The organism is Flavobacterium sp. N2038 (assembly GCF_025947185.1).
GTDB lineage: Bacteria > Bacteroidota > Bacteroidia > Flavobacteriales > Flavobacteriaceae > Flavobacterium.
Genome location: NZ_CP110001.1, coordinates 3792558 through 3806638 on the forward strand (window position 1 = coordinate 3792558; position 14081 = coordinate 3806638).

The window sequence follows — 14081 nt, forward strand, 5'->3', positions numbered from 1 at the left end:
CAAGAATTTACTCCAAAAAATTCATGAACTCACGACTAAAAAAAAGGCACATTTTAGATCTTATTTTTGTACCCTTGTATTTGTTTAAGACTAAGTCTTATTAAAAGTCAAATTTGTAATTTCCTCCAGCTAAGACCTGAAATCCCTGAACAGGATAATTCAACCATCTTTCATAAGCCTGATTTCCGATATTATTCAACTTCAGGAAAAAGGTCAATCGTTCGTTATACTTATAGCCTACATGTGCATTGGCATCAAAGTAACTTTTTAAAGTTGTTATAACCGGATCTGTACCTAAATTCAAATTGGTCTGCATATCTTTTCGCTCTCCCACAAAAAATACATTTAAACCTGCATACCATTGCTTAGTAATACTAACGTCAAGATTAGAACTTAATTTCATTGAAGGTAAATTCCATGCTTCCAAACCGTCTGTTTTATAACTATTAAAAGTCCCATTAATTCCAAAAGAAACATTTTGAGAGAAATCTGCTTTTAATTCTCCATAAAAACGAAATGTTCTGACATCGTCATAAATTACACCAAAAGAGTTTCCGAAAGCATAATTTTGATTATCAAAATCTTCTGTATAATCATTGCTTTTAAACAAAGCTTTATCTTTTTCATTCAGATAAGAACCTGTCAAATTATAATTAATATTATTTGCTAATTTTCCTTTTAATCCTGCAAAAACAGTATACTGATTACTGGTTGGTCGCATATTTAAAGTTGGAGATAAAAATGGATTTTCAGTTACAAAATCAGCATATGAATTTTGATTTAAGCTTCCGTTTACTCCGGTATAAAAAATCATTAAATCACCAACCAATTTATATGATGCATTCACTTTTGGATAAACATAAAATTTGTTTCCGCTGTTTTCAGAATCTAAAGCATAATACAATCCAGCTCCCAACTCAAGCGTCCACTCATTTTCATTAATCACAAAACTTGGCTCTATTCCAAAATTAGTCAGACTGTATTTTAAAGGTTCAACATTATCATAGGCATAATTATGTTCAAAAGAACCGCTTACATGATCTACAATAATATTGGTATTTATAGTCTGATCCATCACATCTACTTTGAATGTTGGCTTTACATAAAAACGATTCTCTGACGAAGAAAAACTGTCTGAAAAATGTGTAAACCTCGTTGAAATCTTGCTAAAAATCCCTTCGTTAAATTCTACATTTCCACCTAGTGATATTGTATTGTAAGAGTGATTCGGATTAATGCCTCTTATTAAATCCTCCTGCGTTGCCGGCGGTAAAGTCATACCGAAATCAGCTGGAAGACCATACCAGTTATAAACCTGATTCTGATATCCTAAATCAACACCCCAGGACACATCACGATTGATTACTCCATAACCAACATTTAAAGCCGTATCATAAAACTCATCATTTAAGTTAACATCTTTAATTCCGCCTTGCGAAGAGTGATGACGAAACATTCCGGCCACATAATCATTATTCCCTAAATCCTGCGTTACAAACAATTCAGCATTTAAAGTCCCATAATTTCCAACTCCTAAAGTGGCATAATTATTAAATAACCGTTCTTTTTTAGATTTCTCAACTCCTTCGGCTTTTCCTTTTGATGGCGTAAAGGTTGAAGCAACCGGAACCGACAAAATACTATATTTAATCGTTTCTTTGGGTTGGTTTCCTGTATCATCAAGCGATGGAGTTTCTTTCACTTTAAACGCATCAGATATTGTTGGCGAGTATGGTTTTACTACGTTTACCGTTTCTGTTCCGATATTTTCATTTTTCTTTTGCGAAAATGAAACCTGAACAACAAACAACAGCAGTAAAATGATAATTTTATTATGGCTATTTAATCTCATATTTCTTCTTTTTAAGAGTATAGAGAAAAGAGTATAGAAAATAGACTTATGCCATTTCTTAATTCTTAAGCTCCAACTCTTTGTTCTGTTCTATATTCTAAAATCTATATTCTTTATTCTTTTTTCTATTTTCTATTTTCCGAAAATCTTGGCTCTATATTCTCTTGCTTCTATTCTCTATAATCTAAGCTTCCCACTCTCCTTTAGCAACAAACTGAGCGTTACCCCCAATTTCAATATCATATTTATCATCCGTTAGTTTTCCTTTGAAATAAATTTCAGATGGACGATTTATATAATCTCCCTGATGATTTGTTAATTCTAATTCAGGCTTATGATATTTTAGTAAAAAAGCTTGTAAACATGTACTGGCACTTCCTGTTGCAGCATCTTCTACCAATTGATTATGTTCGACACATAACATTCTGCTAAACAATTTTGAGCCTTCTAAATAATAAAAATACAAGCCTCTATGATCTGTTTTACAATGCTGCTTCAGCCAGTTATCTGTTTTATCTTTATCTAAAATCAAATTCTCTAAAGCTCTTTTACTGCTTAAGCCCACCATTACAAAAGCACTTCCGGTGGTTACTTCCTGAATTGGAAACTGATTTTCGAAATCGCTTATTTTTAAATTACTGAATAATGTGAAATCTTCTTTTGAAAAAACATCCCAAAACTTTGGCTGTGCTGCTTTTAGCCAAATCAATCCTTCTGATTTATGAATCGCAATTGGCCCAATGGGAACTTCCAGTTTAATTTCACTTGGTGAATTATCAAGAATCTTATTCATCAAAACCCATGAAGTACCAATTATCGGATGCCCCGCAAACTGCATTTCATGTGCCGGAGTAAATATTCTAATCTCGGCTTTATTATTCTCTTTATCCAGTTTAGTCACAAAAGTGCTTTCCGCAAAATTGATTTCACGTGCAATCTTTTGCATTTCGTCTGAACTTAATTTTTCTGCATCCATAAAAACCGCCAATTGATTTCCGGTGTATTTTTTATCTGCAAAAACATCAACTATATAAAAAGGTAAACTCATTTCTTTCTTTTTTTTCTTTTAGAAAATAGAAGCAAGAACAAAGAAGAAAGACTTTTAATCTTGCATCTTGTCTCTTTCTTCTTTTCTATTCTCTTTATTCTATTCTCTTTATTCTATTCTCTTTATTCTTATTTATTAATCGACGAATTCGTTTTTGATTCTTCTACTTTAATTGCACTCAACTCTCTTTTTGCTTCTTCAACCACATCCGGATAATCTGTGAAATTGTTGATTACGTTATCTAAAATGTAAGTTGCCTGATAGCTATCTTTTAAACCGTAAAAGTTTTTCGCCATTAACACCAAACCTTTTGCACCATAATACTTATAAGCAGAATAGTTCTTGGCCAATTTCTGAACAGTAGTATTTGAAGCGTCAAATTTTCCTTCTTTAGTTTTAAAATAAGCATCATAATACAAGGCTTCTGCTGCTAATTCTCCTTTAGAAGTTGTCAGAAGTTTTGCATAAGCTGATTTCGCTTTGTCTTCATTTCCTGTTTGCATTGCTGCTCGTGCAACAATAATTTGCGCATCGGCTTTTACACCTGCGTCAGCTTTTGGATTTTCTAAAACTTTCTCGGCAGAAAGCACAGAATTGTCATAATCCTTTTTGTCATAATAACATTTCATCAAATTAGCCTGCGCAAAGTTTTTATTCTGAGGATAATCAGCTCCGTTTTCTAAACGCACTAAAACCGGAATAGCTTTATCACAATCTTTTGCTTTTAAGTAAATCTGAGCCAATCTGTTTAATGCCTGTTCTGTAAACTCACTTCTTGGCTGATCAATTACATATTGATAATTTGGCACCGATTTAGTTTCAGAACCTTCGGCATATGTTAATTGTGCTAAATAAAAATTAGCCTCCAGCGCGTGTAAACCAGTTGGGAATTTACTCACATAGCCTGAGAATCCTGTAATTGCTGCTTTGTTATTACTTTGACTATATTGCTTAAATGCTGCGTCGTAAGTATCATTATCTAATTCTGCATCTGTAACCGATACAAAATCCAAAGTTCTAACCCATGTTGCGTATTCATCTACTTTGCCTGAATCAACATAAATTAATCTTGCTGTTGAAACTGCTTCCAGCGCTTCTGGTGTTTTTGGAAACTCGGCAGCAACTTTTTTGAATTTTGACAAAGCCAGTTCATCTCGATCAGAGTTGTAATAGATCAAACCTTGTTTTAAAATCGATTTTGAAGTAAATGAGCCGTTTTTATATTCTGAAATCAACTGATCATACGTTTTAATCGCCAAATCATTTTTCTTGTCGGCTACATATGTATTTCCTAATTCAAACAAAGCATCATCACGATACTCTGATTTTTTATACATTTTAAGGAAATTATTCAGCTCATTGATTTTCTGATCATTTTTTGACATAAAACCATACGAAAGTGCTTTCTGAAACTGTGCATAATCTGCATCAACTCCTTTCGCATCAATTGCTTTCCCATAAGCTTCCATTGCCTGCGAATATTTGGAAGTCACAAAACGGGAATCTCCTAAACGTAAATAAGAATCGTTTAAACGTGTTTTATCTGATGGCGCATTCTCAATTTGAGCCTGAAATGAATTTGCAGCCTGATCATAATCTTTCAGTTTGAAATACGTATAACCAATATTATAATTGATGTTTTTATATTCTTCCGTCGATTTTGCAGCAGCCTGACCCGCAAACTGTTTATAAGTCAGTAATGCATTCTGAAAATCATCGGCAAGATATTCTGTTTCTGCTTTCCAGAATGTTGCACGTGCTGTAAACTCAGGTGTTTTTTGTTCGCTGATAGCACTTTTGAACATCTTTCCTGCTTCAGCATAATTAGATTCATTATACAATTCTAATCCTCTGTAAAATAAAACTTTCTGATAAGCTGCTTTATTTTCTGCAGTTCTGTTCTTCTCTAATAAAGTTAAAGCTTCTTTATAATTTTTTGTAGAAATATAAGAGTCCACTAATAGTTTTTCAACTTCAGATTTGCTTGCATTATTTGGATATTTTTTCAGGAAATCAAGCAAAATTCCCGGAACAGTCTGATAAGCATTTCCAATATCATAACTCAATTTGGCATAATTCAAAGCTGCATCTTCCTGAATTTGAGCATTAAACTCCATTTCAGAAGCATTTTTAAATGCATTCAGTGCTTCTTGTTTTTTTCCTGTGTTCAAATAACTTAAACCTAAATGGTAATAAGCATTCTGAGCTACGAAATCTTTTCCTTCAATAATTTTATTGAACTGAGAAATGGCTTTTTCATAATCCTTTTGCTCGTAATACGCATAACCTAACTGGTAAAAATCCGTATTATTCCATTTTCCCTTTTTACCGGCATATTTCTCTAAAAACGGAATTGCTTTATCATATTGTTTTAAATTGAAATAACTTTCACCGATGATTTTATTCAATTCAGATTTTTCCAATTCGTTTGATTTTGCCATTGCTTTTTGACCTAAATCAATTGCTTTTTGGAAATTCCCCAATTTGAAATTCATGTCGGCCTGATAATACGAAAGCTTCTCTTTGTATTTTTCTTCGCCAGAAACTTCATCAAAATATTTTGTAGCTTCCTTATAATCATCTCCTTCATAAGCCATAAATCCTAAATAATATTTGGCCTGAGAACCAAATTCAGGAGAATTTACCACTTTATTAAAATACGTTGTCGCTTCTTTTTTCTTTTTGGCATTGAAATAACTATATCCTTTCTGGAAATTAAATTTATCCGAATCAGATTTGCTCATGTAGCTTTCATCTACTTTATCAAACCATTGCAAAGCTTTTGGATAATTTCCCTGCTCAAAGAAATATTGGGCAACCTCAATGTATGCCTGGTTTTGTTTTGTGCTTGTTGGATAGTCTTCTACAAATTTTTCCATTAGCGCATCGGCATTTGCCTGATTTGTTCTAATGGCACAATTGGCAATATAATAAGCACAGTCTGACTTTACTTCTTCAGTTGGTGCAGTATTATTTTTTATATATTCAAAAATATGTTGCGCCGATGCATATTGTTTGTCATTATACAAAGCCAGAGCTTTATCAAAATCCTTTAATTCGTAAGTATATATAGCTGATTTTTGTGCCGAAACTGTGGTCGAAATAAGAACTGTTGGGAATAAAAAGAACCAGAGGAGTTTATGCATTTTCATTATAATTTAGTATTCAAATGTATCATTTTATACCGTGTATAACGAAACGTTTCTGGCATTTATTATGAACAAATCGCTTTATAGTTGTTATTAAACAGCTTATTAAGCATCAAAATATTGATTCTCAAACATTCAAAATGACGCGTTTTAAACTGTATAAGTCATGTAAGTTATTATAAGTAAGAAGCTTTGCCGGAACACTACTAAAATGAACTTATATCTCTTGTATGGTTTAATTTTGCAATACATTTTTGAGCAATTTTATTCAGAAATCATTAAAATTTATTTTGAATCCAAGCGTTATCTTATTACTTTTACCATTCAAATCAATTTTACTATGTCAGAAACCGTACTATCTCTTAAAGAAGTCACTATATATCAAGAAGGAAGAAAAATTATATCTCATATTAATTTAGATGTTGAACATGGTGAGTTTATTTACATCATTGGAAAAACAGGTTCCGGAAAAAGTAGTTTCTTAAAAACTTTATATGCAGATTTACCTTTAATTGAAGGTGAAGGTCACATTGTTGAATTTGATTTGGCGACTTTAAAAGAGAGCGATATCCCGTATTTGAGACGTAAAATTGGAATCGTATTTCAGGATTTCAAATTACTTCCGGACCGTTCTGTAAAAGACAATATGCTTTTTGTACTAAAAGCAACAGGCTGGGTTGAAAAAGGGGCTATGGAGCACAAAATCGACGAAGTTTTGAATAAAGTCGGAATGAAAGATTTCTTAAACAAAATGCCTCACCAACTTTCGGGAGGAGAACAGCAACGTGTTGCAATTGCAAGAGCCTTACTTAACGATCCTGAATTTATCTTAGCCGATGAACCAACAGGAAACCTTGATCCGCAAACTAGTTCAGAGGTTTTAGAAGTATTAAAAAACATCAATGCTAATGGTAAAACCGTTATCATGGCAACGCACGATTATGCTTTATTGATGAAATTTCCATCTAAAACATTGAAATGCGAGGATGAAAGAATCTTCGAAGTGGTGCAAAGAAGCGTGTAATGCTTTCCATTTTAATTCCGGTTTACAATTATAATGCTTTACCTCTCGTTAACGAACTTGTAAAGCAATGTAATACTTGTGGAATTAACTTTGAAATTCTTTGTCAGGACGATGCTTCAAATTCTGGCGAAAACGCTCAAAATCAAATTATAAATTCTTTTTCTAATTGTGCCTTTTTTATAAATGACAGCAATTTAGGAAGAGGAAAAAACATCAATTCGTTAGCTCAAAAAGCAAAATACGATTGGTTTTTAATTTTGGACTGCGATACTTTTCCTGCTCAGAATAGTTTTATTCAAAACTATATTGCCGCGATTTCAGAATCTAAAAGCATTTATTTTGGAGGAATTGTTTATGAAGACAAAAAGCCTGAACAAGAACAACTTTTGCGCTGGATTTACGGGCAGAAAAGAGAAACTTCGGCTGTTCTGACTTCTAATTTATTAATCAAAAAAGATGTTTTTTTACAACATCAATTTGATGAATCGGTTACGAAATATGGTTATGAAGATTTACTTTTCTTTTCTGTTTTAAAAAAGAATGATTTCAAAATAACCCGAATAGAAAATCCTACTTTTCATCTAAATCTAGAAACTTCTCAAGTCTTTTTAAATAAAACAAAAACCGCAATAGAAAATTTATTTTTTCTTTATCAATCAGGCAAAATTTCTACAGATGACAGCAAAATAGTCAAAGCTTTTGAAGTTCTTAAAAAAGTAAAATTGATTCGCTTTTCGAATTTTATTTTCAAAAAAAATCAAGATAAAATCGAACGGAATTTACTTTCAGAAAAACCATCTTTATTTCTTTTTGACCTTTATAAATTGGGCTATTTTAATTTTTTGAATTCCTGCAAGGTTTCCAAAACCTTGTCGGTATCTAGGATGTAATTTAGACCTACAAGGTTTTGGAAACCTTGCAAGAGAGCTTAGAGTTGTAATCCTTCAAAAAACTGTTTCCACTGCTCCATTATTTTTTCAATCGAAAAGTTTTCAGAAGTTTCTTTTGCTCTGCTCCCCAATTTTAATCTTATTTCTTCATTTTCGATCAAAAAAGAAAGCTTTTCAATATACAGATCAAAATCATTCTCCGGAATCAAAAAGCCGTTTTTATCATTTGTGATAATTGTTCCGGGACCAATTGGACAATCATATGCGATGCAAGGCAATCCAAAAGCCATGGCTTCCAACAAAACCATCGGGAATCCTTCTGATCTGGAAGTCATTGCATATATTGAAGCTTCCTGATATTTTTCTTCTATACTTTTTACAAAACTAAAAATATTCACATTTGATTTTAATCCTAAATCAAACACTATATTTCGTAAAGAATCAGCTTCATCTGTATAAATATCTAAAATCCAGTCCGAATGTTTTTCAACTGCTTTTTCCCATATTAACAACAATCGGTCTAAACCTTTTTCATAAGAATTCCGCGCAACCGCAATGATCTTTTTATTTTTTAAAGTTGAAGGATTTTCGGTCTTAATCCAGGACGGATTTGAAATTACAACTCCATTATTCACATTCCATTCTTCAAGACTTGCAGACGAAAGCGCAACCATTTTTGTAAATCGTCGGGATCCAAGAGTTTTAAACTGATATTTTATCCTTTGAATTGATTTTGAAAAAAAATCTTTCTTTTGTTGCTGTTCTTCGATAAATTTTGAACCGTGACATTCAAATACCACCGGTATTTTTGTTTTAATTATAAACGGAAAAATAAACGCTTTTAAACCATTATCCGCAACCAGAACAATATCAGGCTGAATCTCTTTAATCTTTTGATTTATCAGATTTTGATATGCTTTCAAGAACTGAAAAGCATTTCCTTCTAAAATAATATGATGAAATACCACCTGAGAATTAAAATCATAAAATGGCAAATCATCATCTTCATTTTGAGATAGGATATGCACTTCATAATTAAACTTTTCAATAAAATAATTTGCTTTTAAAGACAAAACACGTGCAACACCGCCGGCATTTTTTATTTTGGGAACAATATAAAGAAGCCTCATTTTTTCGAATTCAAAAAAGTTTCATAATCCCGAATATAATCGGATTCTTCAAAAATATCAGATGCCAAAACGAGACAAATTGCACCCGAAGAAAAGTTTTCTAATTCTCTCCAGATCCCCTTTGGTAAATGAAGCCCAAGATTGGGTTTATTTAGTAAATAACTTTTTTTATCGTTACCGTCGTTTACTGTTACCTCAAAACTTCCGCTTAAAGCGATCAGAACTTCGTGTTGTTCTATATGCGAATGTCCACCACGAAATGCACTGCTTGGAACATCAAAAAGATAATAAACCCTTTTGAAATCAAATGGTAAAATCCCATTTTGAATAAAAGCCAAATTGCCGCTTAAATCTTCTACAACCGGAATTTTAAGTAATTCTATATCTTGAATTGTTGTCATATTTTTAGTCTGCCTGTAGCAAATTTAGCCATTGATTTCCAATTTTTTCTAATAAAAATGGTTCAGTGCTTTTCAATGTATTTTGTTTGCATTTTTGATATAAAACTTCGTCTGAGGCGAATAAATTCATCACTTCTGTCAGCTTCTTCCAGTTTTGATTCTCGACTAAAATACCGTTTTCAAAAGACTGAATCAGATCTCTGGGACCAAAATCACAATCAAATGACACAACTGGTGTTTCACACGCCAAAGCTTCTAAAATAACATTTGAAAAACCTTCATTTTTACTACTTAAAACTAAAAATTTAGCCTTACTAAGATATTTAAATGGATTGTTTTGATAACCTGTCAGATGAACAAAATTCTGAATTTTATGTTCTACAATTGTCTTTTTTAATTTTAATTCATCGCCATTACCTGCAATAACCAAATGAATTTGTTTGCGTGGCAAATCAGATTTTGCATAACTTGAAATTAATTTATCAAACTGTTTTATTTCATTTTCATATTGCCCGATTGCAATTATAAATTCGAAATCAAAATCAATTTTATCCTCGCATTTTTCCTTTATTTCATCAAAATATAAAGGATTATGAATTGCAACTACATTATTTAATTGATGTTTATTTTCAATAAACCTTTTCATTTCGTCTGTAGTAGCAACATTTGCGTAACAATGATTATACATCAAACGTGTCAGCCAGGAGTTATTTGGCATGTAGTGATCGATTAGAAAGCTATGAACCGTAAAAATAGTTCTGGCATTATAAATAAATCGAGCCAAAATAAGTTCCTGAATAATTTTTGTCCTGAAACGAAAATCGATTATAAAATCAAATTGATTTTCATTTAAATACCTTCTTAAAGCTTTTAAGCGCCTGATCTTGTTGAAAATTCCGTTACTCTTATTTTTCAATAATCCCAAATTGACCAATTTTCCAGAGTAAGGAAAACTAACTTCATTGAGAACAATAATTATATCAACTTCAAATCCTTGTTTTTCAAAAAAAAGGGACAAATTTGCCATTACTTTGTCACTTCCGCCTCCGCTCAGACGGTAACCAATTAAAGCAATTTTCTTTTTTTTGTGGGACAATATCATTTACCTTTTCTTATTTTCGTATCAAATATATCTTTTTAACACATAGAAACATAGTTTAAAATGTGTAAAAAGCGTATTCAATGTCAACGAGATTATTTTTATAAGTCTTTTTTTAGCAACGAAAATTGCTCGCAAAGACGCGAAGGCGCAAAGTTTTTATTAATAAAACTTAAATAAGAAAAAACTCTGCGACTCTGCGACTTTGCGAGATTAAAAAATAAAGATTAGAAAAAAATCTTGCTCCTTAGTTTCTAACATTTAAGCAACCATTTCATTATTTTAAAATCAATTAAACTCTCAAAAAACAATATGCAGAATAAATCATTAGTGACCATTATTTGCTTGTGTTACAATCATGAAAAATTTGTGATAGAGAGTTTAATGTCGGCTATTAATCAGGATTATCCATTTATTGAATTGATACTAGTTGATGATTTGAGTACAGACAATTCCAGAGAAGTCATTAAAAAATGGCTGATTAATTATCCTCACATTCAATTTATTGAAAATGAAACTAATCTAGGTAATACTAAATCATTTAATAAAGCATTAAAACTGGCAAAAGGTGATTTTATAATTGATCTGGCATGTGATGATATTTTAATGCCAAATTGTGTTTCGCTGCAAATAAATACTTTTCAGGAAAGTGATTTTAAAAATCTTGCTGTTGTTTACGGAAATACTGAATTAATCACAGAAAATGGCGAATTTGATTCTTATTTTTTTCCTGTAAATGACTCTAAAAAAACCATTGAAAAACGAAAAACAGGAGATATTTACCTTAGTGTTATTTCTGGAGGAAACAGTATATGCTCTGTATCTTCTATGGTCAAAAAATCGGTTTTTGATGATTTGAAAGGTTATGATGAGAATCTGGCTTATGAAGATTTAGATTTTTGGATTAGAGCATCTCGCCTTTATGATTTTGATTTTATTGATGAAATTTTAATTCAAAAAAGAATTTCAACAGCGTCTTTGGGAACACATTTTTATCTTAAAAAAGATCCAAGAGCCCAAAAGATAAACTACTCCACTTATTTAATTATCAAAAAAACAATCAGGCTTAATAAAACAAAAGAAGAACATAAGGCTATTTTAAAACGAATGCATTTTGATATGATTCTGGCTTATAAAACTTCTGATTTTAAATTGTTATCTAGATACATTTTACTCGAGGTAAAACAAAGAATACGAATACTTTTTTCATAAAAAAGGATTCAATACATCACTTTTTCTGACCCAAGAAAAGCATTAAATGGCTAAATAAGCATCTAATGCTTCTTTCTCTCCCTCCCAATCTCTTGATATATTTTTACGGATTAGTTGTGCGGGAATACCACCGATCAAAATATTATTTCCCCAGGAAGTATAATCTTTGTTACAGAAACAGTTGGTTGCGATGGTACAATAATCAGGTGTTACGGTGTTCTTCATTATAGAAATTCTACTGCCGCTATAATTAAAATTCCCAATAAAAACTGGTCCGGTTTTCTTCTGTTTTTCACCAGTATTGGTATCGATCATATCATGAAAATTGGTATCAATAATCTGAGTTTCGGCACCAAGACGAACATAATTTCCCAGAACCACTTTTTCTATACAAATCAATTTTGCATTAGATCCCATTGATGACATATTGCCAAATTCGCAATATCCGTTTTCACCAATAAAAACAAAATAGTCTTTCCCAAACTGGGCATGCCCCTTAAAGACCATTTTTCCCATGATATTAATTTCGGCAATCCCTTTGTGACGGGTGTTTATTTCATAAGGCTGACCAAAACCAATCATGCCTCTTGTAATTTTTCCTTCTACTTTTATTTCACCCTGAATTGATGTGAATTTTACTTTATTATAAAAGAAAACAGGAAGTTTTTTAGCAGTTTCAAAAGGGAGTTTTTTGAAATTAAAATACAAAGTTTTGGTCCAGTTTACCGAATTGTAAAACTTGAGTTTGTGATAAAATGTACGGCATTTTCTGTAACTACTTCGAATCATTGGTATTTCTTTTTCGTTGAACAAATGACGTAAATATTTCGTTTAAATTCATTTTTTTATTCATTTGATGCCAACTAAAGCCAAATGAAAACAAAATTATAATACTTAGTAAGCCATATTTTAAAACCGGGATTTCAATATATCGAATCAAAAATGCTGCACTGCAAACCAAAAAACAAACTAAATAAATGCTGTAAAAATCATTTTCAAAATAAAAATTATAGCGGTTCCTGGTTATGATTTTCAATCCAATAAAATGAAATAAAAAATAAAGACAAAAACTAAATCCTAAACCTTCTAAGCCATAAAAATAATAGCCCGAAATATTCATTATCAAAGACAATGTATTAAAACCAATTGCTGTTTTTACAAATATTTTTGAATCTCCTTTGGCTATTAAAATAAATCCCATTGACCAGGAGACGGCACGAAACAACATCCCGATTATTCCTGCGCTGATCATGGGTAAAATTGCGTTGAATTTTACCGTATAAATCAGTTTTACAATAATTGGACTTAAGGCCAAAAACGAAGTAATAATTGGTGTAATGATTAAAACTGAAATAAAAGCCTGCTGCTGTACACTGGATCTCACTTTTTCATTATCAGAATTAACAGAAGCCAGTTTAGGAAAATAATCTGTGCTCATTACGGTAAAAATAATTCCCACATAAGAATTCAGTAATGTAAAACCTGCATTATAGAATCCTACTTGTTCCAGACCTCCCGTTTTTCCAACATAAATCTGAACTAAATAAGTCGATAAAAGTGTCAAAACACTGCTAATAGTAAGCATAAAACCTAATTTTACAATCAGTTTTCCTTCTATTATTAATGAGGTATTTAATATTTTCTCTTTCTCCGTTTTAATTTTATTCGAATAATAAAGTGAAAAAATTAAAGCAGAAAATGATGTAATTATTATGGTTGGAAGAATCGCATCTATTTTTAAAAAATAGTAAAGCGGAACCGAAAAAAGAAGTCCAAACAGATTGCCGTACAAATTGGCTTTCGCTAAAAACCGAAAAGACCGCAAACCCTGCAAAATGGCCAATTGTCCTGAACTTAATTGTTTAAATAACATGGTAATCGAAAGAACAGCAAAAGCATAGGTCTGACTGGAATCGCCAAAAGTTATTATACTTAGGGCTTTAGAGAATACAAAAGTCAAAATCATTCCCAAAATCCCCGTAAAAAGAACCATTTTTTTTACGATTTGAATTGTTTTTGAAACCGTTTTTAAATCTTCATTTTGATATTTTTCAGAGATATTTTTTACCGAACTGGTTTCTATTCCTAAACCCGAAATACTGCTTAAAACACCTAAAGTCGAATTCAGCAAAGCCATAATTCCCATTCCTGCAGGTCCAATAAAAACAGCTACTAATTTGGTTCTGATAATTGAAATCAGGATTGAGAAAAACTGAACGCCGCCAAAAAGCGAAGTAGTTTTTAAAATCTGCCGATATGATTTTGTATCAGACACT

General features: G+C 31.7%; 11 protein-coding genes. 3 read left to right on the top strand and 8 right to left on the bottom strand.

Annotated features, from left to right (window positions below; translation table 11 throughout):
* Positions 1-100: 100 nt before the first annotated feature.
* The 3 genes from OLM51_RS16785 to OLM51_RS16795 all read right to left on the bottom strand — a co-directional run bounded on the left by OLM51_RS16785 (position 101) and on the right by OLM51_RS16795 (position 6046).
* Positions 101-1852 carry a TonB-dependent receptor gene (locus OLM51_RS16785; RefSeq protein ID WP_264551750.1) on the bottom strand — a complete coding sequence of 584 codons (1752 nt, stop codon included), beginning with the start codon at positions 1850-1852 and terminating at the stop codon, positions 101-103.
* A 184-nt stretch (positions 1853-2036) separates the two neighbouring features.
* Positions 2037-2900 carry a PhzF family phenazine biosynthesis protein gene (locus OLM51_RS16790; RefSeq protein ID WP_264551751.1) on the bottom strand — a complete coding sequence of 288 codons (864 nt, stop codon included), beginning with the start codon at positions 2898-2900 and terminating at the stop codon, positions 2037-2039.
* A 128-nt stretch (positions 2901-3028) separates the two neighbouring features.
* Positions 3029-6046 carry a tetratricopeptide repeat protein gene (locus OLM51_RS16795; RefSeq protein ID WP_264551752.1) on the bottom strand — a complete coding sequence of 1006 codons (3018 nt, stop codon included), beginning with the start codon at positions 6044-6046 and terminating at the stop codon, positions 3029-3031.
* A 343-nt stretch (positions 6047-6389) separates the two neighbouring features.
* On the opposite strand from OLM51_RS16795, the gene OLM51_RS16800 reads away from it, so the two are divergent.
* Entirely contained in the window at positions 6390-7073 is a 684-nt protein-coding gene (locus tag OLM51_RS16800; RefSeq protein ID WP_264551753.1) for a cell division ATP-binding protein FtsE, read from the top strand.
* Positions 7073-7963 carry a glycosyltransferase family 2 protein gene (locus OLM51_RS16805; RefSeq protein ID WP_264551754.1) on the top strand — a complete coding sequence of 297 codons (891 nt, stop codon included), beginning with the start codon at positions 7073-7075 and terminating at the stop codon, positions 7961-7963. Before OLM51_RS16800 ends, OLM51_RS16805 begins: the two co-directional genes overlap by 1 nt.
* 38 nt (positions 7964-8001) lie before the next feature.
* On the opposite strand, the gene OLM51_RS16810 is transcribed toward OLM51_RS16805, so the two are convergent.
* From OLM51_RS16810 to OLM51_RS16820, 3 genes are read right to left on the bottom strand one after another with little or no spacing between them, the layout of a single operon-like run.
* Positions 8002-9093 (bottom strand): glycosyltransferase family 4 protein, encoded by a 1092-nt coding sequence (locus tag OLM51_RS16810; RefSeq protein WP_264551755.1) that lies wholly within the window; start codon positions 9091-9093, stop codon positions 8002-8004.
* On the bottom strand, positions 9090-9494 hold the full coding sequence (locus OLM51_RS16815; RefSeq protein ID WP_264551756.1) for a sugar 3,4-ketoisomerase: 405 nt from the start codon (positions 9492-9494) through the stop codon (positions 9090-9092). The genes OLM51_RS16810 and OLM51_RS16815 overlap by 4 nt, the downstream gene beginning before the upstream one ends.
* 4 nt (positions 9495-9498) lie before the next feature.
* On the bottom strand, positions 9499-10596 hold the full coding sequence (locus OLM51_RS16820; protein ID WP_264551757.1) for a glycosyltransferase: 1098 nt from the start codon (positions 10594-10596) through the stop codon (positions 9499-9501).
* A 309-nt stretch (positions 10597-10905) separates the two neighbouring features.
* On the opposite strand from OLM51_RS16820, the gene OLM51_RS16825 reads away from it, so the two are divergent.
* The gene (locus tag OLM51_RS16825; protein WP_264551758.1) at positions 10906-11805 is read left to right on the top strand and encodes a glycosyltransferase; all 900 of its coding nucleotides are present in this window, start codon (positions 10906-10908) and stop codon (positions 11803-11805) included.
* A gap of 42 nt (positions 11806-11847) precedes the next feature.
* Here the strand turns inward: OLM51_RS16825 and OLM51_RS16830 are convergent, their stop codons facing one another.
* Both OLM51_RS16830 and OLM51_RS16835 read right to left on the bottom strand, forming a co-directional pair.
* On the bottom strand, positions 11848-12594 hold the full coding sequence (locus tag OLM51_RS16830; RefSeq protein WP_264551759.1) for an acyltransferase: 747 nt from the start codon (positions 12592-12594) through the stop codon (positions 11848-11850).
* The gene (locus OLM51_RS16835) at positions 12581-14080 is read right to left on the bottom strand and encodes an oligosaccharide flippase family protein (protein WP_264551760.1); all 1500 of its coding nucleotides are present in this window, start codon (positions 14078-14080) and stop codon (positions 12581-12583) included. The genes OLM51_RS16830 and OLM51_RS16835 overlap by 14 nt, the downstream gene beginning before the upstream one ends.
* Position 14081: the final 1 nt, after the last annotated feature.